Annotated in this window: 21 protein-coding genes; 2 read left to right on the top strand and 19 right to left on the bottom strand. The window is 63.4% G+C overall.

Annotated features, from left to right (window positions below):
• Positions 1 to 2: 2 nt before the first annotated feature.
• The 14 genes from CXX84_RS15165 to CXX84_RS15100 all read right to left on the bottom strand — a co-directional run bounded on the left by CXX84_RS15165 (position 3) and on the right by CXX84_RS15100 (position 15818).
• The gene (locus CXX84_RS15165) at positions 3 to 1046 is read right to left on the bottom strand and encodes a Gfo/Idh/MocA family protein (protein WP_102977557.1); all 1044 of its coding nucleotides are present in this window, start codon (positions 1044 to 1046) and stop codon (positions 3 to 5) included.
• The gene (locus CXX84_RS15160) at positions 1046 to 2041 is read right to left on the bottom strand and encodes a Gfo/Idh/MocA family oxidoreductase (RefSeq protein WP_102977556.1); all 996 of its coding nucleotides are present in this window, start codon (positions 2039 to 2041) and stop codon (positions 1046 to 1048) included. The genes CXX84_RS15165 and CXX84_RS15160 overlap by 1 nt, the downstream gene beginning before the upstream one ends.
• A gap of 87 nt (positions 2042 to 2128) precedes the next feature.
• On the bottom strand, positions 2129 to 3064 hold the full coding sequence (locus tag CXX84_RS15155; RefSeq protein ID WP_102977555.1) for an ATP-binding cassette domain-containing protein: 936 nt from the start codon (positions 3062 to 3064) through the stop codon (positions 2129 to 2131).
• Between the two features lie 10 nt (positions 3065 to 3074).
• Complete coding sequence (locus tag CXX84_RS15150; protein WP_102977554.1) at positions 3075 to 4130, bottom strand: ABC transporter permease; 1056 nt, start codon at positions 4128 to 4130, stop codon at positions 3075 to 3077.
• Positions 4131 to 4180: 50 nt separating this feature from the next.
• On the bottom strand, positions 4181 to 5173 hold the full coding sequence (locus tag CXX84_RS15145) for a substrate-binding domain-containing protein (protein ID WP_102977553.1): 993 nt from the start codon (positions 5171 to 5173) through the stop codon (positions 4181 to 4183).
• A 263-nt stretch (positions 5174 to 5436) separates the two neighbouring features.
• Positions 5437 to 6876: a sugar porter family MFS transporter gene (locus tag CXX84_RS15140; RefSeq protein ID WP_102977552.1), complete on the bottom strand. Its 1440-nt coding sequence runs from the start codon at positions 6874 to 6876 to the stop codon at positions 5437 to 5439.
• On the bottom strand, positions 6873 to 7748 hold the full coding sequence (locus CXX84_RS15135; protein WP_102977551.1) for a sugar phosphate isomerase/epimerase family protein: 876 nt from the start codon (positions 7746 to 7748) through the stop codon (positions 6873 to 6875). Before CXX84_RS15135 ends, CXX84_RS15140 begins: the two co-directional genes overlap by 4 nt.
• Positions 7749 to 7771: 23 nt before the next feature.
• Positions 7772 to 8785, bottom strand: coding sequence for a Gfo/Idh/MocA family protein (locus tag CXX84_RS15130; RefSeq protein WP_102977550.1), 1014 nt, complete (start codon positions 8783 to 8785; stop codon positions 7772 to 7774).
• A gap of 33 nt (positions 8786 to 8818) precedes the next feature.
• Positions 8819 to 9730, bottom strand: a complete 912-nt coding sequence (locus tag CXX84_RS15125; protein ID WP_102977549.1) for a sugar phosphate isomerase/epimerase family protein — start codon at positions 9728 to 9730, stop codon at positions 8819 to 8821.
• A 15-nt stretch (positions 9731 to 9745) separates the two neighbouring features.
• A complete protein-coding gene (locus CXX84_RS15120) occupies positions 9746 to 11260 on the bottom strand; it encodes a CoA-acylating methylmalonate-semialdehyde dehydrogenase (RefSeq protein ID WP_102977548.1) in 1515 nt (504 codons plus the stop codon).
• Between the two features lie 40 nt (positions 11261 to 11300).
• Complete coding sequence (gene iolD / locus CXX84_RS15115) at positions 11301 to 13253, bottom strand: 3D-(3,5/4)-trihydroxycyclohexane-1,2-dione acylhydrolase (decyclizing) (RefSeq protein ID WP_102977547.1); 1953 nt, start codon at positions 13251 to 13253, stop codon at positions 11301 to 11303.
• A gap of 32 nt (positions 13254 to 13285) precedes the next feature.
• A complete protein-coding gene (locus CXX84_RS15110; protein WP_102977546.1) occupies positions 13286 to 14221 on the bottom strand; it encodes a deoxyribose-phosphate aldolase in 936 nt (311 codons plus the stop codon).
• Entirely contained in the window at positions 14218 to 15228 is a 1011-nt protein-coding gene (iolC, locus tag CXX84_RS15105) for a 5-dehydro-2-deoxygluconokinase (RefSeq protein WP_102977545.1), read from the bottom strand. Before iolC ends, CXX84_RS15110 begins: the two co-directional genes overlap by 4 nt.
• Positions 15229 to 15413: 185 nt before the next feature.
• Complete coding sequence (locus tag CXX84_RS15100; RefSeq protein WP_102977544.1) at positions 15414 to 15818, bottom strand: tautomerase family protein; 405 nt, start codon at positions 15816 to 15818, stop codon at positions 15414 to 15416.
• A 155-nt stretch (positions 15819 to 15973) separates the two neighbouring features.
• Between CXX84_RS15100 and CXX84_RS15095 the strand changes: the two genes are divergently transcribed.
• The gene (locus CXX84_RS15095; protein WP_102977543.1) at positions 15974 to 16330 is read left to right on the top strand and encodes an ArsR/SmtB family transcription factor; all 357 of its coding nucleotides are present in this window, start codon (positions 15974 to 15976) and stop codon (positions 16328 to 16330) included.
• A complete protein-coding gene (locus CXX84_RS15090; protein WP_102977542.1) occupies positions 16327 to 16809 on the top strand; it encodes an SRPBCC family protein in 483 nt (160 codons plus the stop codon). Before CXX84_RS15095 ends, CXX84_RS15090 begins: the two co-directional genes overlap by 4 nt.
• A gap of 182 nt (positions 16810 to 16991) precedes the next feature.
• Here the strand turns inward: CXX84_RS15090 and sucD are convergent, their stop codons facing one another.
• From sucD to pcrA, 5 genes are all read right to left on the bottom strand, one after another.
• Positions 16992 to 17894 carry a succinate--CoA ligase subunit alpha gene (sucD, locus tag CXX84_RS15085; protein ID WP_102977541.1) on the bottom strand — a complete coding sequence of 301 codons (903 nt, stop codon included), beginning with the start codon at positions 17892 to 17894 and terminating at the stop codon, positions 16992 to 16994.
• Positions 17895 to 17905: 11 nt separating this feature from the next.
• Positions 17906 to 19075 (bottom strand): ADP-forming succinate--CoA ligase subunit beta, encoded by a 1170-nt coding sequence (gene sucC / locus CXX84_RS15080; RefSeq protein WP_102977540.1) that lies wholly within the window; start codon positions 19073 to 19075, stop codon positions 17906 to 17908.
• Between the two features lie 222 nt (positions 19076 to 19297).
• Complete coding sequence (locus CXX84_RS15075; RefSeq protein WP_102977539.1) at positions 19298 to 19975, bottom strand: hypothetical protein; 678 nt, start codon at positions 19973 to 19975, stop codon at positions 19298 to 19300.
• 35 nt (positions 19976 to 20010) lie between these two features.
• Positions 20011 to 21303: a glycosyltransferase gene (locus CXX84_RS15070; RefSeq protein WP_102977538.1), complete on the bottom strand. Its 1293-nt coding sequence runs from the start codon at positions 21301 to 21303 to the stop codon at positions 20011 to 20013.
• A gap of 121 nt (positions 21304 to 21424) precedes the next feature.
• Complete coding sequence (gene pcrA / locus CXX84_RS15065) at positions 21425 to 23998, bottom strand: DNA helicase PcrA (protein WP_102977537.1); 2574 nt, start codon at positions 23996 to 23998, stop codon at positions 21425 to 21427.
• Positions 23999 to 24111: the final 113 nt, after the last annotated feature.

Raw genomic sequence — 24111 nt, 5'->3', positions numbered from 1 at the left:
GATCAGGCGGGCGGGTTGCCTTCGCCTGGAAATTCAATGCCGAGCTGCCGGCGGAGGGCGTCCGCTGCCTCCATCGTCCGGATGGACGCGCCGAGTGTGCGTTCGGAAACTTCGGCCAGGCCGCTCGTGACGGCGCGCGCCACGGCGGCGGCCTCATAGTGCAGGCCCTCAAAGTGCGCTCCGGGCGGTTCGTCATGGCGGAGGCGTGATCCGTCCGGGAACCGCAGCTCGAATCCCCCGGGCATGGTGAACGGGCCGTCCATTGCCAGGGTGGCTTTGGTGCCCACGATCGTTGCCGCCGTGGGTGTGACGTTATGCAGGTGAGTGTTCATGACCGCGTGGCTCCCGCCGTCGAACGCCATCACGGCTGAGAGTTGCGCGTTCACTCCGGATTCGTGCTGTTGCGCAACGGCCCTGACCTGTTGCGGAGCCCCCAAAACTTCTGTGATCAGGGCCAGCGGGTAAGTTCCAAGGTCCAGCAGCGGTCCGCCCGCCAGTGCGGGATCAAAGATCCGGTGGCTGGGCTCGAAGTGTTCGCCGTACTCTGCAAGGACAGTGGTGACCGTACCAAGCGTCCCGTCTTCGAGTATTTGGCGGACCACATCGAATTTGGGCAGGAAGAAACTCCACATCGCCTCGGCGGCAAACACCCCGGAGGCACGGGCCTGCGCTGCGATGTCCCGCGCCTGGGCTGCGTTCAGGCCGATCGGCTTCTCAATCAGGACGTGCTTGCCCGCCTCGATCGCGAGCAAGGCCGCCCTGTGGTGGAAATTGTGGGGTGTGGAAACATAAACGATGTCAACGTCCGGGGCGGCAGCCAGTTCTTCGTAGCTTCCGTAAGCCGCGGGCACGCCAAAACTGTCAGCGAAGGCTTTTGACCTCGCCAATGAGCGGGAGCCGACGGCGGCGATCACCTGGCGCGAATGCGCCTGTACGGATTCGGTGAAGCGTTCCGCTATCCATCCCGGCCCCATGATCCCCCACCGCAGGACCGGAGCGTCCATGGAGTCCGGCATGCGCGGGGACGGCAGGCGTGCAGCGGGCATCAGTAGATCACCTTCGTGTAGGCGCCGTCGCTGTGCAGTGACCGGATCATGGCTTGGGCCACCTGGGAGGCCCGCAGTCCGTCCTCTCCCGTGGCAAGCGGGGCAGGTTCGCCATGGTTGAGCGCGGCAATCCAGGCCTGCAGCTGGAGCCGGTAGGCGTCGGCGAACCGCGGACGCCAGTCGGCGGGAATACCGAAACGCCGCTGGCCTTCCTCCTGGACCGCCAAAACCGCTGGTTCCGGCAGGGCGCTCGTGCCCCGTTCCGACACAACCTCGCATGCGGTGGTGTAGCCGTAGCGTGCGTTGAGGAACAGCTCGAGGGTTGCCAGGGTACCGTCGGCCAAGCGGAACAGCATGAACGCCGGATCCTGGAGGCCGCCGTCCGCGTGCCGCGAACTCCGGCCCGCCTGCCACGAGACTTCAGCAATGGGAGACTGCAGCAGCCACGGGACGATGTCCAGTTCGTGGATAGCGGAATTGGTAATGGCGGATTCGGCGGTGGTTCCTGGCCCTGCGAAGGCGTTGCGGCTGGTGCAGTGGACCATCAGCGGCTCGCCCTGGGCCCGGTCCTGCACGGACTCGCGCAGGGACACGTACCCCGGATCGAAGCGCCGCATGAACCCCATGGACAGCAGCCGCGTACCGGTTGCGGCAATGATGTCCGCCTCTGCCGCGACCACCTCCAGGCTTTCCAGGAGCGAGGGTGCCAGCGGTTTTTCGCACAGCACCGGTGTCATCGCTTCGAAACACTCAAGCACCAGCCCGGCGTGCGTCGAGTCATGCGAGGCCACGACCACCGCGTCCACCTCGCTCGAATTAATGAGCTCGGAAGGGTCTGCGGTGGTACGTGCCGACGGTGGCGCTGCTGCAGCGGCGCGCCCGGCGTCGAGGTCCGCCACGAAGGTGACTTCGGCCCCGCTGATGGTAGTGGAGAGGTTCCTGATGTGGTCTGCGCCCATGACACCGGCGCCGATGACGCCAACCCGGATCGTCATACTGTCTTCCCGTCTGATGTTGTGGTGCACTTGCGGCATGGCGAGGGGGCCCATTGGGTCTTGCCGCCGGGCCCCCTCCTCCCCTTGCTAGGCGTGCCGCGGGCTGCTTTCCCTTGGCGTTTCTGCGCTGTGGGTGACGTCGGCGACCTCGGCCTGGACTTCCTTGACCACATCACCGTGACCGCCGAGCTGCTCCAGCTCGTGGGCGAGCTCTGCGAGTTCGGCGCCGCCGGCCATCTGGGCCGTCAGCTCGTCCAGGGAAATGTCCTTCTTGTCGTAGTAGCCGATTGATTTGCCGCGCTTGAGCAGCAGGAACCGGTCGCCCACCGGGAAGGCGTGGTGCGGGTTGTGGGTGATGAAGATGACTCCGAGTCCGCGGTCCCTGGCCTGCAGGATGTAGCGCAGGACGACGCCCGACTGCTTCACGCCGAGGGCCGCGGTCGGCTCGTCCAGGATGAGGACCTTGGCGCCGAAGTACACCGCCCGGGCGATTGCCACACACTGGCGCTCACCGCCCGAGAGCTGGCCGATGGGCTGTTCCACATCGCGCAGGTCGATGCCCATGTCCGCGAGCTCTTTTTTGGTGATGTCCTTCATTGCCTGGACATCCATCCGCTGGAAGGGGCCTTTTCCGGTCGTCAGCTCGGAACCCAGGAAGAAGTTGCGCCAGATAGGCATCAGCGGCACCACCGCAAGGTCCTGGTACACGGTGGCAATGCCGGCATCCAGGGCCTCCCGTGGAGAAGTGAACTTCCGTTCCTCGCCCATGATCTGCAACGCGCCTTCGTCATGCTGGTGCAGGCCGGCAATGATCTTGATCAAGGTGGACTTACCGGCCCCGTTATCACCAAGGACGCACGTGACGCGGCCGTTGTCCACGGCCATGGTGACGTCCCGCAGCGCCACGATATTGCCGTAATGCTTGCCCACTCCTTCAAGGGACAGCAGGTGGACTGGGGTATGCGTCAGCGGGTCTGCCTCGTTCCGGAGCAACGTCTGCTGGTCAATCTGTTTGGCATTCATGTTCGGCCCCTTACTTCAGTTCCGCGCGGCGCTTGACGATGAGGTTGACGATGGTGGCCAGCAGCAGCATCAGGCCCAGGAAGAACTTGAACCAGTCCGGATTCCACTGGGCGTAGACGATGCCCTTGTTTGCCATGCCGAAGATGAAGGCGCCGATGGCACCGCCAACGGCTGAGCCGTAGCCGCCGGTGAGGAGGCAGCCACCGATCACGGCGGCGATGATGTAAAGGAACTCATTGCCCACGCCTTCGCCGGACTGCACCGCGTCGAAAGCGAAAAGGTTGTGCATTCCCAGGACCCAGCCGCAGAATCCCACGGCCATGAAAAGCCCGATCTTCGTCGCCTTGACCGGCACGCCCACGGCGCGGGCTGCGTTCTCGTCACCGCCGACAGCGAAAATCCAGTTGCCCACCTTGGTCCGCAGAAGCACCCAGGAGGCCACCGCGACGAGCGCAATCCAGATGAAGACAGTGTTTTTTACATCTACGCCGCCAATGTTCACCGATGAGGAAAAGACCGCCTTCGCGGATACAAATCCGTCCATGGAGGAGATGGACGGCGACGAAACGCCGCCCCCGATCAGCCGTGTCAGGCCCAGGTTCAAACCCGTCAGCATCAGGAACGTTGCCAGGGTGACGATAAAGCTGGGGAGCTTTGTTTTCATCAGGATCCAGCCGTTGATGTAGCCGATACCGAGTGAAACAACCAAGGCCAGAACCACGCCGACCCATACGTTCACGCTGAAGTACCAGCTGAACATTGACGCTGTCAGTGCGGAACTGATGACTGCTACACCAGTGGAGAGGTCAAACTCCCCTCCAATCATCAGCAAGGAAACGCCCACTGCCATGATCCCGATGGTCGAGCTGCCATAGAGCACTGTGGCAAAAGCATTGGGTTGAATGAATGTCTGCGATACAGAAGCAAAGAAAATGAAGAGGACGATCGCGCCTACAAGAGCGCCCACTTCGGGCCTGCCTAACAGCTTCTGCAGCGGATTGCGTTTGCCAATCCGTTCATCCTTGATTGCCGCCGCTGGCCTTTTGAGTGTATTTGTCGCGGTCATGATGTTTCTCCTTTGTGCCTGGCCGTTACCCGTCCAGAGACACGGGGTGGTTAGCGGACGCCTTGCTGGGCAAACTGGAGCGCGTCAGCCGCTGCGGCCTTGTCGACGATGGCCGGACCGGTGAGTACCGGCTGGCCGCCGCCGATGGTGAAGCCGCCACGCTTGTTTTGCCAGATTGAATCGATGGCGCCATATCCCTGCAGCCAGGGCTGCTGGTCCACCGTGAAGAGGATCTCGCCGTCAGCGATCTTTTGGGCAAGCTCGGCGTTCATGTCGAATGAGGCCACCTTGACCTTGCTGCCGGCGGAGCTGACCGCCTTCAGGATGGTCAGGGTGTACGGGGCACCCAATCCGATGATGGCATCAGCGTCAGCCGTTGCCTGCAACTTTGCAGTGACGGTGGACGACACCTGGGTCATGTCCGTGCCCGTTACGTAAAGTATTTCTGTTGCCGGAATCTTTTCCTTGACTCCAGCGCACCTGGCCTCCAGGCCAACGTGGCCCTGTTCCTGGATAACGCAGATGGGATGGGACAACGATTCACCCGCGAGTTTCTGTCCCACAGCAGCACCAGCGAGTTTTTCGTTTGACCCGAAATGGGTAAAGGCTCCCAGCTGGGCGGAAACCGTCTCTCCAGCATTCAGGCTGACAACCGGGATGCCGGCATCCGTAGCCTTTTTCAAGGCACTCTTCAGCGCGTCGGGCTTGGCGAGCGTGACTGCGATGCCGTCGACTTTCTGATCCACGGCCTGCTCGATCAGCTGTGCCTGGCGGCCGCCTTCGGGGTCTGACGTGTACAGGAGCTCCACGTTGTCCTTGGCTGCAGCTTCTTCGGCCCCCTTGCGGACAATGTCCCAAAAAGTGTCCCCTGGTGCCGCGTGGGTGATCAACGCAATCTTGATCCTGTCAGTGGTGGCCACCTGTCCGGCGGCGGCCCCGTTTCCACTCTCGGCAGGCCTGCCGCCGCTGGAGCAGGCGCTCAAGGCCATCATGGGGACGACCGTGGCCACAATCGCTGCTTTCCGCCAGGAAAAGTTCTTCATGATAAATCTCCTTCGATTTTCGGGCGGTGCCGCCCGCGTCCTTGCGTGCGTTCAAATGCCTTCTCCTCGATCATGGTGACCCGCCTCACAAAAGTCAATACTTTGTCCTGTCATTAGCATGTTCTTACGTAGTAAGTTACGTTTCAGATGCTCTGGGCAGGGTTCGTGGCCAGGGGACGCACTGAAGCACAACGGCGAAATGCCCCCGTTGAGCCAGGCTCAACGGGGGCATTTCGCGGACAAGTGGTGGAGACCGGCGCCTCCTAGGCCTTCCCGGTTATTGCTTCTTGAGGCCTCTTCCCAGCCATGGTCTTGAAGTAGTGCTCCAGGTCCTCAAGGCTCTTGTCCTTGGTCTCCGGGACGTACTTGGCGGCGAATGCAATGGCGCCGACGCCCAGCACGGCAAACAGGAAGAACGTGTTCGAGAGCCCAAGGGCGGCCAGGAGCTGCGGGAAGCCGAAGCCCACCAGGAAGTTCACGATCCACAGGACAAACGCCGAGGCGCCCATGCCCAGGCCGCGCATCTTCAGCGGGAAGATTTCCGACAGCATCAGCCAGGTCACGGGTGAGATGGCTCCCTGCTGGAAAGCCAGGAACGTCACCGTCAGCGACAAGATGACGAACCCCCGCGCGGGGCCTTCAGGCAGGATCAGCGAAAACAGGCCGATCAGTACCAGGGCCGAGGTAGTCCCCACCTGTCCTGTGATCAGCATCCGCCGGCGCCCCGCCCTGCCGAGCAGCCAGATGCCCACAAATGTCGCCAGGACGGAGATGACCCCGTTCGCGATGTTGGCTGTCAGGGCCGCCTCCCGGCCGAAGCCGGACTCGGCAAGGATCTGGGTGCCGTAGTACATGATGGAGTTCACGCCGGTAATCTGCTGGATCACCGCCAGGCCCAGGCCCACACAGAAGATCCGGCGGAGCCATGGGATGCCCAGGTCCGCCCAGGAACCCATTTTGGACTTATAGTCCTCGACGGCCATGGCCTTGACTTCTTCGAATTCCGCACGCGCGTCAGCCTGGGACCGGATGCGCTGCAGCACGCTGAGCGTTTCGCCGAAGCTTCCCATGGACGCCAGCCAGCGCGGGCTCTCCGGCATGAAGTTCATGCCGATCCACAGCGCGATGGCCGGAAGCGTCGCGATCACCAGCATCCAGCGCCAGATACCACCGGCTTCCCCGAAGGTGTTGCCGAGGTAGGCGTTGAAGATGAAGGCCAGCAGCTGCCCGGTGACGATCATCAGTTCGTTCTGCGTGACAATCCTGCCGCGGCGCGCACTCGGCGACACCTCTGCCAGGTACACGGGTACAGTGACTGACGCGCCGCCCACGGCAAGGCCCAGCACGAACCTGGCGGCGATCATGACTTCGGTGTTCGGCGCGAATGTGCAGGCGAGCGTTCCCAGCAGGAAGATCACCGCCAGGACCATGATCATTGTGCGCCGGCCGTTGCGGTCGGCCAGGCGCCCGCCGAACAGCGCACCAAAGGCTGCACCGAACAGCAGCGAGGAGGTGACCAGGCCCTCGGTCAGCGGCGTCAGCCCCAGATCCTCCTGCATGTACGGCAAAGCTCCGTTGATCACACCAGTGTCGTAGCCGAAGAGCAAGCCGCCGAAGGTGGAAATAATGGTGACCGTACGGAGGGCCTTCTTGTGGTTGGCCGGAGCCTTGGCGGTGGTGGCAGCGGGAGCTGGACCACTCATACGCAAACCTTCTGTACGTACTGGTTCATCGTCTCAAGCTGGTAGCGCGAGACCTCCTCCGCATTCTCGTCCTCGGCAAACACGCTGGACACCATGACGGTGTCCTCCCGGTCCAGGAAGCCGATCTCCTTCAGGCCGCCGAAGAACTCGTCCCAGTTCACGTCGCCGTCGCCGATTTTAAGGTGCTGGTGCACACGGACGGGGTTTCCCGGCGGGTTGGTGATATACCGGAGCCCATGCGACGCATGGTGGTTCATGGTGTCAGCCACGTGGACCAGCCGCAGCTTGTCCCCCGCCGCGCGCATGATGTCCAGCGGCTGGTCCTTCATGTGGAAGCTGTGCGAGGCCACGTAGACCAAGCCCACATTCTTCGAGTTCACACCGCGGATGATGCGAAGGGCGGCGAGGCCTTCCTCCACGAAGTCGTCCGGGTGCGGGTCGATCAGCAGGTCGATGCCCTCCCGTTCGATGATGGGCAGCAGTTCCTCCATGGAGCGGTAGAAGGCCCTTTCGGATTCCTCGGCCTTCTCCGGACGGCCGCTGAACTCCGTGTTCATGGTGCTGACGCCCAGGTCCACAGTGATCTGGATGGCACGCTTCCAGTAGCGGATTGCCGCTTCCCGGGCGTCCTCGTCAGGGCCGGACCAGCGGAGCACCGGCAACACAGAGGCGATCTCGATGCCAGCATCCTTGCACGCTTTGTTCAGCTGGCCTACCAGCCCGTCATCCGCTTTGGGGTGGTTGTAGAAAGGGATGAAGTCCGCGTGCGGAGTCATCTGCATATATTTGTAGCCAAGGTCCGCAACCACCTTGGGGAATTCAAGCAGGCTGTGGGTGTGGTGGAACGGGGTAGGGTCAAGCGCGATTTTCACGGGGAAAACACTCCTCAGGGTGGCTACTTGTAGATGTCGGGCTTTGCGGCCAGCTTTACAGCGACCTTTTCGCCGTTCTTCTGCGCCTCGACGCCCGCTTCGCAGCATGCTGCGGTGGCGTAACCGTCCCAGGCGGTGGGGCCGCCTATTTCGCCTTTAAGTGCCGCGTCGACCCATGACTGGATTTCGACGTCGTACGCCGCACCAAAACGCTCCTCGAAGCCGGGGGTGATGTTGCCGCCCCACTGGCCGGCGCTGCGGGTGTAAGGCCCCTTGTCCCCGCCGATGCTGACGATGCCTTCTTCGAAGGACGCCTGGGTGGCCACTTCATAGCCGAACTTGGCGTTGACGAAGATTTCGACGTCGGCCAGGACCCCTGACTCGGTTTCAATCAGGACGTGCTGGGGGTCGTGTTGGCCGGCCGGGGCATTCCGGGTGGCCTTGCCGAGGCGGACCTGGACGCTGGTGATTTCCTCACCGGTGAAGTACCGGATGGCATCGAATTCGTGGACCACGGAGTCGTGGATCAGCATCTCGTTGGTGAAGCCCGGAGGCGTGGTGGGGTTGCGGTGCTGGTGGTGCAGCATGAGCAGCTCACCAAGTTCACCGTTGCGGATGATTCCGCCCAGGGCTGCGTATTCAGCGTCGAAGCGGCGCATGAAGCCCACCTGGATGCGCTTGTGGCCCAGGGCGACCTCGGCCTCGACAATCTTCCAGGATGACTCGGCGTCCGGGGTCAGCGGCTTCTCGCAGAGGATGGGAATGTCCTTGGCGAGCGCTTTGAGCAGGATGTCCTCGTGCAGGAACCCGGGGGTGGCGATCAATACCGCGTTGACGTCACCGTTGTTGAGGGCTTCCTCGGCATCGGCCAGTGCCACGGCGCCCTGGATGCCTTCAATGGCGGCCTGGGCGCGGGCAAGGTCGACGTCAACGACGGCGGCAACTTCGGCTCCGTGGATGCGCTTGTTGAGGCGCTGGATGTGGTCGGCGCCCATGCGCCCGGCGCCAATGACGGCTACGCGGAGGGTTTGTGTCATTGTTCTGTCCTTCGAAGTCTGGGGATGGATTGGTCAGCTGACAGCGGTGCGGGAGCCGCAGGACAGCAGGTAGTTGCGGGTGCGCTTGGCGATGGGCATGGGGACGTCGAAGGCGACCGGATACATATCCTGCTCCACGATGCCGAAGATGGGCCGGTTGAGGGCTTCCACGGCTTCGATGACCGCGCGGAGGTCCGGCAGGCCGTTCGGCGGCTCGGTCATGACGCCGGCCAGGTTAGCGGCAGCCCAGGTCATGTTCTCCTCATTGACCTTCCTGAGGATCTCCGGATTGATCTGCTTGAGGTGCAGGTAGCCGATGCGGTCCGGGTAGTTCTTGATGAGTTCCAGGCTGGAAGCACCGCAGTATTCGGCGTGGCCCGTGTCCAGGCACAGGTTCAGGTACTTCGCATCCGTTGCGGCCAGGAGGGTTTCAATGTCTTCCTGGGCGCCAACATGGGAGTCGGCGTGGGAATGGAACTGCTGCTTCAGCCCGAAGTCCTCCAGGAGTGTCTTGCCGAGCCGGTTGTGGCCGGCGAACAGGTCCGCCCACGCCTTCTCGCTCAGCCTGCCGCTTTCCACTGCTTCGCCTGTAACGTCATCCCGCCACATGGCCGGAATGACCACGATATGCTCGCCGCCCATGGCCGCCGTCAGCTCTGCCACCTTCCGCGCCGGTTCCCAGGCGGTTTCCCACTGGTCCAGGCCGCGGTGGAAGGCAGTGAACACGGTGCCTGCGGTGACTTGGAGGTCGCGCTGCTTCAGTTCTTCTGCGAGGCGGGCGGGGTCGGTGGGCAGGTAACCGTAGGGGCCCAGTTCGATCCACTTGTAGCCGGATTCCGCAACCTCGTCCAGGAAGCGTTCCCATGGGGTCTGCTTCGGATCGTCTGCGAACCAGACGCCCCAGGAGTCCGGTGCGGTGCCGATGATCAGCTTGTTCTCAGTCATGACAGCGTTGTCTTTCTAGTTCGACGGGAAGTTGTAGGAGGCGCCGGAGGCGTGGTGGGTTTCCGGCCAGCGTGAGGTGACCACCTTGCCGCGGGTGTAGAAGGAGACGCCTTCGGGACCGTAGATGTGCTTGTCGCCGAAGAGGGAGGCCTTCCAGCCACCGAAGGAGTGGTAGGCCACCGGGACGGGCAGCGGCACGTTGATGCCGATCATGCCGACGGTGACGGAGCGCTGGAACGTGCGGGCTGCGGCGCCGGAGGAGGTGAAGATGGCGGTGCCGTTGCCGTACGGGTTGGCGTTGATGAGCTTGATGCCGTCCTCCAGTGTGTCGACGCGGACCACGACGAGGACAGGTCCGAAGATTTCCTCGGTGTAGGCGGTCATCTCCGTCTTGACGTGGTCGATGACGGTGGGGCCCACCCAGAAGCCGTCTTCGTGGCCCGGGACCACCAGGTCACGCCCGTCCACCACCATGGCCGCGCCGGCCTGTTCGGCTTCGGTGACGATCCGGACGATGCGTTCCTTGGACGCCGGGGTGATGACCGGGCCCATTTCGGCGTCGGGTTCGGTTCCGTTCTTGACCTTGACGGCCAGGGCGCGCTCTTCGACCTTCTTGACGATCAGGTCCGCGGCATCTCCGACGGCGACAGCAACGGAGATGGCCATGCAGCGTTCGCCTGCGGAGCCGAAGGCAGCGGCGGCGAGGTGGTCGGCGGCGTTGTCCAGGTCGGCGTCGGGCATCACGATGGCGTGGTTCTTCGCCCCGCCCAGGGCCTGGACGCGCTTGCCGTGCCTGGTGGCGGTTTCGTGCACGTACTGGGCGATCGGGGTGGAGCCGACGAAGGAGATGCCGTCCACGTCCGGGTGGGTCAGGAGTCCGTCCACGGTTTCCTTGTCGCCGTGCAGGACCTGGAACACGCCGTCGGGCAGGCCTGCCTGCTTCCACAGCTTTGCGAGGAGCAGCGAGGCGGAGGGGTCGCGCTCGGAGGGCTTGAGGATGAAGGCATTGCCGGTGGCGATGGCCATCGGTGCCATCCACAGCGGCACCATCACGGGAAAGTTGAACGGCGTGATCCCGGCGACAACGCCGAGCGGCTCACGGAAGTTGAAGACGTCGATGCCGGTGGACACCTGGTCCGAGTAGTCGCCCTTGAGCAGGGTAGGGATCCCGCAGGCGTATTCGATGACTTCCAGGCCGCGGCCGATCTCGCCCTTGGCATCGGAGATGACCTTGCCGTGCTCGGCGGTGACCAGCTGCGCGAGTTCTTCCACGTGGGCAGCAACCAGTTCGCGGAACTTGAACAGCACGGCCGTGCGCTTGGCCAGGGAGATGTCACCCCAGGTGTCGGCGGCCTTGCGGGCGGCGGCGACGGCGGTCTCCAGGTCGGCCCGGTTGGCCAGGCGCAGGGTGGCGGACACGGCGCCGGTAGCGGGGTTGTAGACGGACGTGGTTCTGTCACCCTCGCCGGGGGTTTCGGCGCCGTTGATGAAGTGGTTGATGACAGTGGTCTCAGTGGTGGTGGCAGTCATGGGGACTCTTCCTTGAGTGGTGGTCAGGAGGTTCGGGGGTTCAGCCGAGCAGTTTGCGCTGGCGTGCTTTGTGGTCGGTGTAGGTCTGGTACGCCTGCTGGGTGGAGTCCAGTTCGGAGGCCTGGGAGACGGGAACGTCCCACCAGGATTCCGAGGACGGGGCATCCAGGAGCGGGTCAGATTCAACGTGGATCAGGATCGGTCCGGATCCTTCGGGTGCTGCCTTTGCATCGCGGATGGCCTGCTCGAGTTCGGCGATGACTTTCTCCCCCGGTTCGATCCGGATGACCTTCACGCCGAGGGACTCGGCGTTCAGGGCGAGGTCAACAGGCAGGGTTTCGCCGTCATCGAAGCTGTGCTGCTCCTCGTCCAGGGTCCGGTACTGGGTACCGAACCGCTGCGAGCCCAGCATTTCGGAGAGCGATCCGATGGACGCATAGCCGTGGTTCTGGATCAGGACCACGATCAGCTTGATGCGTTCCGCGACGGCGGTGACCAGTTCGGTGTGCATCATCAGGTAGGAGCCGTCCCCCACCATCACGACGACGTCCCGGACGTCCGGACGGCCCTCGCCGCCCGCCGTCGTACGTGCCGCCGCTTCAGCCAGCGCTGCGCGCTTGACGCCGAGGCCGCCCGGGATTTCGTAGCCCATGCAGGAGTAGGCGTATTCCACGTGGTAGCCGAACGGGTCGCGGACGCGCCACATCTTGTGCAGGTCGCCGGGCAGGGACCCGGCGGCGCAGATCACCACGTCACGGGGGTCCATCGCCCGGCTGGTGGCGCCGATGATCTCATTCTGGGCAGGCAACGGGGTATGGCGGGTGTCAAACGCCTCATCCACCGTGGCATCCCAGCGCTTCTTTTCCGCCGCGACCTTCTGCTCCAAGTCCGCGCCGGTCCGGTAGCCGCCCAGTGCCTGGTTCAGCTTCACCAGCGCCTTGCGGGCGTCGGCCACGATTGGCAGCGTGGTGCCGTGCTTGTAGGCGTCGATCGGGGCGACGTTGATGTTGATGAACCTGACGTCCGGGTTCTGGAACGCGGTCCGGGATGCGGTTGTGAAGTCCTCGTACCGGGTGCCGATGCCGATGATCAGGTCCGCCTCGGCAGCGAGGGCGTTCGCCGCCGTCGTACCCGTGGAGCCGATGGCGCCAAGGCTGAACTGGTGGTCCCAGGGCAGCACACCGACGCCGGCCTGCGTGTTGCCCACCGGTATGCCCGTCAGTTCCACGAACCTGGCAAGCTCCTCGTTGGCGTAGGCGTAGAGGACGCCGCCGCCGGCAATGATCAGCGGCCGCTTCGCGGCCCGGATGGCATCGGCAGCGCGGCGGATGTCGTCGTCGTCCGCGTCCGGGCGGCGGATCCGCCACTCCCGCTCGGCCAGGAACTCCTCGGGGACGTCGAACGCCTCGGCCTGGACGTCCTGCGGCAGCGAAATGGTCACCGCACCGGTCTCTGCCGGGTCCGTCAGGACACGCAGGCCGTGGTGGAACGCGGAGAACAGCTGCTCCGGCCGGGACACCCGGTCGAAGAATTTGGACAGCGGCCGGAACGCGTCGTTAACGGTGATGTCGTAGGCGTAGGGCTGTTCCAGCTGCTGCAGCACCGGGTCCGCGGCACGGGTGGCGAACGTGTCACTCGGCAGCAGCAGCACCGGAAGCCTGTTGGTGGTGGCCAGCGCGGCTCCGGTCAGCAGGTTCGAGGAACCGGGCCCGATCGAGGTGCTGACCGCGAAGGTCTGGCGGCGGCGGGTGTGCCGGGCATACCCCACGGCCTGGTGGACCTGGGCCTGCTCGTTCCGGCCCTGGTAGTACGGCATGATCGCCGGATCCAGCTGCTGGTACTGCTTCAGCGCCTGGCCCACGCCGGCCACATTGCCGTGGCCGAAAATGCCGAACGTGCCAGGGATCAGCCGCTCCCGGTAATCAACACCGTTGACCGAGTCCACGGTGTACTGCTTGGAAAGGTATTCGACGACGGCCTGCGCCACCGTCATCCTGCGCGTTCCTGGTGTTGTTCCCACGGGATCTACTCCGATACTTCTGGGGTGTGGTTAAGAAGGGAAGCGGCTGTGGCTACGGCGCCTGCCACGTCCCCGTCAGCGGGGTACAAAAGCGTGCGGCCAACGGTCAGGCCCTGCACGCCAGGAAGGGCAAGGGCTGCCTGCCAGCTGGCGAACACTTCATCCTGGCTGCTGTCCGGGTCCCCGCCCAGGAGGACCGTCGGCATGGTCGTGGCCGCCATGACACGCTCCATGTCAGCCACCACGGGCAGTTTCATCCAGGTGTAGGCACTGGTGGAGCCCAGCCCTTCGGCGATGGCGATGGACTTGATCACGGCATTCGTGGACAGGTCGTTGCGCACTTTCCCGTTCTCGCGGACCGAGAGGAACGGCTCCACCATGGCGATCAGCTTGCGCTCCGCGAGGGAATCGATCGCCTTGGCTGTTGCCTCAAGGGTCACCACGGTGTCCGGGTCTCCCAGGCAAATCCGGGTCAGCATCTTGCCACCGTCAGCGCCCAGCGCTTCCAGTGCTGCTGCGGTGTGCCCGGTGAAACGGTCGTCAAGCTCATTGACCAGGCCGGAGAGTCCGCCGCGGTTCATGGATCCGAACACCAGCTTGCCGTCCAGGGCGCCCAGCAGCAGCAGGTCGTCCATGATGTCCGGGGAGGCGAGGACGCCATCCACGTCCGGGTTGGCCAGGGCAACCTGTAACCGATCCAGGAGCTGGCGCCGGTCCGCCATTGCCACCGGATCATTGCCCACCGCGAGGGCTCCGCGGGCCGGGTGGTCTGCTGCCACGATGAAATTCTGGCGCCCGGCTTTGACGCCGGGGTGCCGCCGGCGCGCCTTCGCTGCCCGCGCTACGGCCTCAGGGTCTTCCAGCCTGATGGTGCTGAGGTGTTCGTAGCGGCGGGGGTTATCGTCCACCGCATTGTTCGAGGCAAGGGGTGTAAGGGTCACAGTGCTGCTCCTTCGGTGGCAAGCTGCGGAACGGTGCCAGGAACAGTGCGTCCGCGTTCGGCCAGCAGCGAGGTCACCTCTTCCGGCGTAGGCATAGCGTCAGCGCAGGATACTCGGGATGCCACGATGGCACCGGCCGCGTTTGCGTAGTCGAGGACCTGGGACAGCGGCCAGCCGGACAACAGTCCGTGGCAAAACGCACCGCCGAACGAGTCACCGGCCCCCAGTCCGTTGACGGTTTCCACCGGAACCGGTGCGGAGACGACGCGCTCCGTGCGGCTCTTCGCCATGACGCCTTCGGGGCCCAATTTGACGACGGCGATCTCGACGCCGGCGGCCAGCAAACGGTCCGCCTGCTCGTCAGGGGTCCCCTCCCCTACGGCGACGGCGCATTCCTTGTCGTTGCCAATGGCGACAGTGACGTGCGGCAGGACCTTGGCCACCTCGGACCGGGCTTCTTCCTCCGACGCCCAGAACATGGGCCGGTAGTCAAGGTCGAGGATGGTGAATTGCCCTTCGGCCAGTCCGGTCCGGGGCCGGGCCTCGTGCGCCTTGATGTGCGCTTCCCTGCTCGGCTCCTGGCACAGGCCCGTCACGGTGGACCAGAAGATGCCTGCATTCCTGATCGCCTCAAGATCCAGGTCTTCGGCTTTGATCTGAAGGTCCGGAGCTGTGGGGAAACGGCCGTAGAAATACAACGGGAAGTCCTCCGGCGGCTCGATGGCGCAGAAGGTGACCGCCGTCTGAAGGCCCTGCACCGGGGTGACGAAAGAATCGTCCACGCCGAACTTTTCAAGTTCCCGATGCAGGAACGTGCCGAAGGGGTCCTGGCCTGTCCGGGTGATGATGCCGGCCCGGCGGCCGTGCCGCGCAGCGGCAACAGCGACGTTGGACGGTGATCCGCCGAGGTATTTGCCAAAGGAGGTTACATCCTCCAGGCCAACCCCAATGTCGTTCGGGTAGATATCAACGCTGATGCGCCCGATCGTAAGAAGCTCGTGGGTCACGGTGATCGTGGACCTTTCTGGTGTGGAACGCTGCACCTTTAGTGGGCAGGAACTCCGGAACTGGCAGGCCGTGGCGGGGGCCACAGTCACTACTTTGCCTTAGATTGAATGTCCTGTCAAAGGTTTGTACTGACATGCTTACAACAAGCTTTACGGCAGGCCAGCCCCCCATGACTGGCCGGCTTCTACTTCTTCGGAACCGCCAGTTCCCCCGTCACGTACTGCGCCCGGCCGAAGCCAAAGGACCAGTCGCCCGCGGTGTTTTCGACGTACCCGATGAACACGTCCTCGCCCGCGACGTCCACCTCGGAAAGCTTCTCGGCAACGGCCGAGAACAGAGCCTGCTTGGCGCCCTGGGAGCGGCCGCCCTGGGTGAAGATCTGGATCATCACCACTCCCCCCGACCGCTCGAAGCCCAGGCCGGCATCCTGCGCGAAGATCTGCCCCTGCGGGTGTTCAGTCAGGATATGAAAGTAGTCGCGTTCCGGAATTCCATATTCGGCAAGGATCGCGTCATGGATTCCCCGGCTCAGCCGCTGCAGCTCTTCCGGCGAGCGGCCTTCGTTGACGTCAATGCGGACTAGAGGCATGGCATTCTCCTTCACGTAGTTTGTACTGACATACTAACAAAGTTCGGTGCGGCGAAACAAGGCTCGAGCAGCCCTTGAACTGGACCCTTTCGAGGCGTACGGTTTAAACAACCAAAAGGTTGATAAACGCTTTGGTTGATTAGCGAGGCACACTGATGACGCAGAGCGTGGAGTTGGACTCGGCCTTTATGGCCCTGGCGGATCCTGTGCGGCGAAGCATCATCGCCCGGCTGAGCCGGGGGCCTGCCACAGTAAATGAATTGGCGGAACCTTTCGAGATCTCCAAGCAGGCAGTCTCGAAACACATCCAGGTGCTTGAGCAGGCAGAACTGGTCACCCGGACCAGGGATGCACAACGCCGGCCTGTGCACCTGAACCCGGCACGGCTGGAGGCACTCACCGCATGGATTGACCAGTACAGGTTGGTTCGTGAAGAGCAGTTCCGCGGCCTGGACGCCGTGCTTCAATCCAGCGCCGGGCACAACGGCGCCAAGGCAAAGGAAAAGCCATGAGCAATCCCCTTAAACTCAGCGTTCCGGAAGGGCTCCCCTTCATTGACTACGAGCGCGAGTTCGATTTCCCGGTCGCAGACGTGTTCCGCGCCCACAAGGAACCGGACCTGATCGTCCAGTGGCTCGGTCCGCGTGGACTGAAGATGGACATTGACCATTACGACTTTCGCACGGGTGGCAGCTACAGCTACCTCCACACCGGGCCCGACGGCGTGGCCTACAAGTTCAGCGGCGTCTTCCATACTGTCCGGGAAAACGAATTTGCCATCCAGACCTTTGAATTCGGCGGATACCCGGACATCGTCAGCCTGGAATTCATGACCTTTGAAGACCTCGGCAACGGACGGTGCCGGCTGCGGGGCCATTCGGTCTATCCCACGCAGGAGGCACGGGACGGGATGGCGCAGTCCGGCATGGAAGGCGGCATGACCGAAGGCTACGAGCGCCTGGATGAACTGCTGAGCGGGGCCAAAGTCTAGGACGCAGAAGTACGACGGCGGCGGTTGCTTTCCGTAGGGACGGTGACCCGGCGCCGTCGTACTTAAATACAACGCCCGCTTAAACAACAACGGGGGCTTAAACAACAACGCGGGGCCACTTCGGGCCCGTCCACGTTTGTGGAACGGGCGCGAAGTGACCCCGCGTTGGCTTGAAAGGGGAACTACAGCGCTGCGTAAACCTCGCGCAGCAGCTTGGCGGTCTCGGACGGCGTCTTGCCGACCTTGACGCCCGCAGCCTCAAGCGCTTCCTTCTTGGCCTGGGCGGTTCCGGCGGAACCGGAGACGATGGCGCCGGCGTGGCCCATGGTCTTGCCTTCGGGAGCGGTGAAGCCTGCAACGTAACCAACAACCGGCTTGGTGACGTTGGCCTTGATGAAGTCAGCAGCGCGCTCTTCGGCGTCGCCGCCAATTTCGCCGATCATCACGATGGCCTTGGTTTCGGGATCAGCCTCGAACGCGGCCAGGGCGTCGATGTGGGTGGTGCCGATGATAGGGTCACCGCCGATGCCGATAGCGGTGGAGAAGCCCAGGTCGCGCAGTTCGTACATCATCTGGTAGGTCAGGGTGCCGGACTTGGAAACCAGTCCGATGGGGCCCTTGCCCGTGATGTTGGCCGGGGTGATGCCGACCAGGGCCTCGCCCGGGGTGATGATGCCAGGGCAGTTCGGTCCGATGATGCGGGTGACCTGGTTGCCGTCGCCGTCCACCGTGGACTGGGCCAGCGCCCAGAACTCGGCGGAGTCCTGGACCGGCACACCTTCGGTGATAACGACGACAAGGCCAATGCCGGCCTCGATGGCTTCGACAACGGCGTTCTTGGTGAATGCCGGCGGAACAAAGACGATAGAGACGTCCGCACCGGTTTCCGCCATGGCTTCCTTGACGGTGCCGTAGACGTTGATTTCGTTGTCGCCGTGCAGGACGGTGGTGCCGGCCTTACGGGCGTTGACGCCGCCAACAATGTTGGTTCCGGCCTTGAGCATCAGGGCGGTGTGCTTGGTGCCTTCGCCGCCGGTGATGCCCTGGACGATGACCTTGGAGTCTTTGTTGAGATAGATAGACATGGTGCGTCCCTTTACTTAGCTGCGTTGGCGAGCTCGGCGGCCTTGTCGGCGCCCTCGTCCATGGTTGCGGCCAGGGTAACCAGCGGGTGGTTGGCCTCGGCCAGGATGCGGCGGCCTTCCTCAACGTTGTTGCCGTCGAGGCGGACTACCAGCGGCTTGTTCGCGGAGTGGCCCAGCTCGGCCAGTGCGCCCACGATGCCCTTGGCGACAGCGTCGCACGCGGTGATGCCGCCGAAGACGTTCACGAACACGGACTTGACCTGCTCGTCACCAAGGATGACGTCCAGTCCGGCAGCCATGACCTCGGCGGAAGCTCCACCACCAATGTCCAGGAAGTTGGCGGGCTTGACGTTGCCGTGGTTTTCGCCTGCGTAGGCAACGACGTCGAGCGTGGACATGACCAAGCCGGCACCGTTGCCGATGATCCCCACTTCACCGTCGAGCTTGACGTAGTTCAGGTCCTGCTCTTTGGCCTTTGCCTCTAGCGGATCAGCAGCGTCCTTGTCCTCAAGGAGGGCGTGCTTGGCGTGGCGGAAGTCGGCGTTCTCGTCCAGGGAGACCTTGCCGTCCAGTGCGACGATCTCGCCGGCGCCGGTCTTGACGAGCGGGTTGACCTCCACGAGGGTGGCGTCTTCCTTCTTGAAAACGTCCCAGAGCTTAAGGATGACGGCGGCGACCTTGCCGCGCAGTTCCTCAGCGAAGCCGGCAGCAGCGACGATCTCGTCTGCCTTGGCCTGGTCGATGCCCACGGCGGGGTCGATGGCGATCTTCGCCAGGGCCTCGGGGCGTTCGACGGCGAGCTGTTCGATTTCCATGCCGCCTTCAACCGAGCACATGGCCAGGTAGTTGCGGTTGGCCCGGTCGAGCAGGACGGAGAAGTAGTACTCCTCGGCAATGTCCGCACCCTGGGCGATCATCACCTTGTTGACGGTGTGGCCCTTGATGTCCATACCGAGGATGTTGGTGGCGTGCTCCAGTGCCTCATCCGCGGACTTTGCCACCTTGACGCCGCCGGCCTTGCCGCGACCGCCAACCTTGACCTGTGCTTTAACGACAGTAACGCCGCCGATCTTCTCGGCAGCTGCCTGTGCTTCTTCTGGGGTGTACGCCACGATGCCGGCAAGCACGGGTACACCGTGCGCCTCGAACATATCGCGCGCCTGGTATTCAAACAGGTCCACGGTTTAGTGTCCTTCTACGTCGAAGTAGTTTCTGTACAGTCGGACACCATCGGAGACGATGACCGGGCTGCGGAATTGCACGCACCGGCGGCCTGTTGGAAACAAGCCACGCGGCGTGATGCTCCACTGGGAACTCTAGTCCTTCGGGAGGACCGGCCCGTCCCAGAGTACCCCTTATGTGAGTAAGGACACTATTCTATGGAACGTAGAAAAACCGCGGAATTACGGGGTTTTTGAGGGCTCTGCCGGGGCGGGCGAGGGGCTTTCAGCTGGTGCGGAGATCAGTTCGTAACGATCGGTTGAAACAAAGAAACCTATGCCGGCGGAAACGTTTCCGCACGCTACCCCGCCGTTGTATGCAGAACACCGCAGCCCGTTGCGCTCAAGGTTCTGGCCGTCAGCCAGGACAGGCAGGCCGGCGATTGGCCCGGCTTTGCTTCCGCGGGGCCCGTACGTTGCTTCCATCTCTGTGACGCCGGAGCGGCACTCGCCATACCTTGCGCTGTCGGGCGTCAACAGGGCTGTCCCGCCCAGGTAGCCGAGGTTCATCGCCCCACAGTCATCCGCTACATCTCCCGGAGCAGGTTTGGGATACTCGGCCAGCTCGCAGTGGGCCACCGGCACGATCGCCAGCTTGTTGTTTTCGCTGTCACTGAAGCTGTTTTGCTGATAGGGCAGGTTGATGTGCGGTCCACGGGCGGCTGTGAGCGAGCAGGCCACTTTTCGGTCTTCAGTGATGAAGGACAGCAGGTCGTCACCACCGGAAAAATCCTGCGGGTCCGCCAGCACTGCCTGTTCAAGCTGCTCCATGGGCGGCAGAGGCGGCGGCGCCACGTATCCGGGGTCCTCCACGGTGACCGAGCATGCCGTTGCGGCCACCAGGAACAGGGCAGAGAGCATCCCCCATACAGTCCGTCGCATGGCCCCATTATGCTTTACTGCCGCAGCCGCCTGGAGCCGGTCACGCTTTCGATGACCTCCGCTGCCGCCTGGGCCGGGTCCTGACGCGCGAATTCCTGCTGCATCTGGCGGGCACGGTCCTTCCACTGTGGGTCGGCCAGGATTGAGCGCACTGCTGTGCGGATCTTCGCCGGAGCCGCAGACTCTGTGCGCAGGTTGATGCCGGCCCCTGCATACTCCACCCGGGCGTTGACGTCGCTTTTACCTTCATTGATCCCGGACATCACCAGCGGGACTCCCTTGGAAAGGGCCAGCTGCACACCGCCGAACCCGCCATTGGTGACGAAAACATCCGTTGATTCAAAGACGGCGGCAAAGTCCACATAGTCCCGGACGTGGATGTGCGGCTGCGGGTAGCGATCACGCAGCCGGGCGGTTCCCCTGCCGCCTGTTGCCACAATGACCAGCGCGTCCATATCTTTCAGCGCCTCCAGCGCGGGAATGATGAGCTTGTCCTGGTCCGCGTTGTCCACGGTGCCCTGGGTGACCACAATGGTCGCCGGATACCCGTGGGGCAGCTCCTCCCGGGCCGCCGTGAGTGGGCGCCGGTACGGCAGGAGCGCCCCCACGTAGTGCACCTTCGGGTTGTTGTGGCGGCGCGGAAAGTCCAGGGACGGCGTACCGGTCTGGATGATGGCGTCCGAGCACCGGTAGGCGTCGTCAGTGAGCCTGCCCCCTTTGGGAACATCCTGGCGGTAGAAGGTGTGCTGGCGCCGGTAGCTTAGGTGCGCACGGCGGAGGATAACCTTGTTCGACAGCAGCCCGGCCATGCCCTGCAGGGCCTTCTCTGCAGGGTTTCGCGGCGGCCGGAACCCGAAGAAGAGCGGGGGCACCAGCGGATCGCTTTCCATATTGGGGATCACTACTACATTCACCACCGGCTTGCCCAGCACGTGCGCCACGAGCCGCTGGATAAACATGGAACTGTCCACCACCAGGGCGTCGAAGGGAAATTCCTGGTCCAGTTCCCGGATGTCTTCGAAGAAGTTGCTGATGTTGCTGGCGAAGATCTTTTCACCGTCGAAGCCGATGGCCCAGGGACCCTTGAGTTTGGCCCGTTCGGGGTACAGCTCGAAAAGGTTGTCGGCGCGGTGCTCAATGGCCCGCTGGAAAGGAAAGAGGGGAATCCCAAGGTCCTGAAGCTTTTCCGCGAACACCGGGCCCGTGTACCAGCGGACGTCGTGGCCGCGCTCCTTCAGCCTCATGGCCACCCCGGTCATCGGGTTGAGGTGACCATCTATGGCCTGGCTGGCGAAAAGGATCTTCATGGCCGTGCTCCGACAGGTCCTGCTCTCTTGCAGGACGGTTCCTGAACTTTAGTCCTGGGCCCTGGTACCGGCAAGGAGCGGATTCCTTTCCGGCACCAGGGCTGCCGCTGTCCCTGAGCTGTTACGCGTCGAGCCTGGTCAGCGGGGCGTACCGGAGCAGCAGCCGTTTCTCGCCGACGTCGAACTTCACCTTGGCCACGGTCTTGTCCCCTGCGCCTTCCAGCGCCAGGACCGTTCCATTACCGAAACTCGTGTGGTTGACCTTGTCCCCCACGCTGACTGCCACGATTTCCTTCTGCGGTTGTACCCGGTTCTTCGCAATGGCAGCCGGAACGTCTGCGTTGAAGCCGGCGGAGGCGTCAGCTGCCGCGCCTCTCGCCGTCCCGGCGCCCCAGAAGGATCCGCTGTAACGGCCGGACCCGATGGAACCGCTGTTACCCCAGCTGCCGGCCTGCCTGCTGCTGCCCTCCCGCTTCCATTCAACAAGGTCGGCGGGGATTTCCTCCAGGAACTGGCTGGCAGGGTTGTACTGGCTCTGGCCCCACATGCTGCGGACTTCGGAGCGGGTGACGTAGAGCCGTTTCCTGGCGCGGGTGAGGCCAACGTAGGCAAGCCGGCGCTCTTCAGCCAGCTCCTTGGGATCGGTAGCTGAACGTTGGTGCGGAAACAGTCCGTGCTCCATACCGGTCAGGAACACCACGGGGAATTCGAGCCCCTTGGCGGTGTGCAGGGTCATGAGAGTGACCACACCCAGCCGTTTGGCCTCCGCCACGGCGGCGTCGATGTCCGCTCCCGGGGCATCAGGGATCTGGTCAGCGTCGGCAACGAGCGAGACCTGCTCCAGGAAAGCGCCCAGGGTCCCTTCAGGGTTCTCCTGTTCGTATTCACGCACCACGGCAACGAGTTCGGCCAGGTTTTCCACCCTGGACTCGTCCTGTGGATCAGTGCTGGAGCGCAGCGCAGCAAGATAGCCGGTCTGCTCCAGCACGGCTTCCAGGGCGGCAGCTGCGCCGGAGCCGGCGGCCACCTCTGCGAGGTCATCCAGCAGCTTCACAAAGCCCAGGACCGCATTGACGGAGCGCGTCGCCATCGCCGGGGCCTGCTCAGCGCGGCGGGCGGCAGCCATGAACGAAATGCGCTCCCGCTGCGCCAGTGCCGCTACCGCACCTTCTGCACGGTCGCCAATGCCGCGCTTGGGTTCGTTAAGCACCCGGCGCAGGTTGACGTCGTCGTCCGGGTTTACCAGCACGCGGAGGTACGCCAAGGCGTCCTTGATCTCCTTGCGCTCGTAGAAGCGCGTGCCACCTACCACCTTGTACGGCAGGCCTACCCGTACCAGCACGTCCTCTATTGAGCGGGACTGGGCGTTGGTGCGGTAGAAAATGGCGACATCGCCGGGACGGAGGTTGTCCTCATCCTGGAGCCGGTCAATTTCCTTGGCTATGAACCGGGCCTCGTCATGCTCGTTCTCGCCTACGTAACCAACAATTTTGTGTCCGTCACCTTCAGCAGTCCACAGCCGTTTCTCGGGACGGTTGGGGTTCCGTGAAATCACCGAGTTGGCTGCGCTGAGGATGTTCTGCGTGGAGCGGTAGTTTTGCTCCAGCTTGATGGTCCGTGCCTCGGGGTAGTCCTTCTCGAACTCCACAATGTTCCGGATATCGGCGCCGCGGAAGGCGTAGATGGATTGATCTGAATCGCCTACGACGGTCAGCTCCGACGCGCCGGGGCCTTCCCCCACGATCTCCCGGACCAGAGCGTACTGGGCGTGGTTGGTGTCCTGGTATTCGTCCACCAGGACGTGCCTGAACCTCCGACGGTAGGAGTCCGCGAGGGCCGGGAAGGCCCGGAACATGAACACCGTTTCGGCGATCAGGTCATCGAAGTCCATGGCATTGGCCTGGCGCAACCGCTGCGTGTAGCCCTTGTACACCTCAGCCACGGCCTGTTCGAAGGGATCGTTGTAGTTCGCGGCGGACGAGTACGAGTCAGCATCGATGAGCTCGTTCTTCAAGGCGGAGATCTTGTGCTGGATGGCCTTGGGCGCAAACTTCTTCGGGTCCAGGTCCAGGGCCTTGGCTACCTGGGTCACCAGCCGGAGCGAATCCGCCGAGTCATAGATGGAGAAGTTGGACTTCAGCCCCACGTTCGCGGCTTCCTGGCGCAGGATCCGGACGCAGGACGAGTGGAACGTGGAGATCCACATGATCTTGGCCCGGCCGCCCACCAATGCTTCGATGCGTTCCCGCATCTCCGCCGCAGCCTTATTGGTGAAGGTGATGGCGAGGATCTCACCGTGGTGTGCACGTCCGGTGGCGATCAGGTAGGCAATCCTGTTACTGAGCACACGCGTCTTGCCGGAACCGGCCCCGGCTACGATCAGCAGCGCGGAACCCGCGTGCTTGACAGCTTCCTCCTGCTGCGGGTTCAGCCCTTCCAGGAGCTGGGCCGCGTCCGGCCGGCGGTGGCCGTGCCGATGCCCTTCTGCATGCGGTCCATCTACGTGCTGTCCATCTAGGTGCTTCCCTTCCGCCTGGGAGCCGCCGGATACCCCGGAACGGGACCGGTTTTCCCAAGGCGCAGCTCCGCCGGGACCGGCCGCCGTAGCACCTTCAGTGCGCGATTTTTTGCGGGCAGCTGCGGGGGAAGCAGCCTTGAACGGTCCGTCAGAGTACGGGTCAAACAACATATCCATGGTGCCTACAAGTCTAGGCGGTGGGACCGACACGCACTTCCAGCCTGTGGACTGTGCGCCTTTATCCACATAGGGCGGATGGGTACGTACGGAGAGTGGCACCGGCTGAAAGG

This window comes from Arthrobacter sp. AFG7.2 (assembly GCF_002892835.1).
GTDB lineage: Bacteria > Actinomycetota > Actinomycetes > Actinomycetales > Micrococcaceae > Arthrobacter.
Note: the sequence above shows the minus strand (reverse complement) of the source record. Positions and strands in the feature narration are given on the sequence as shown.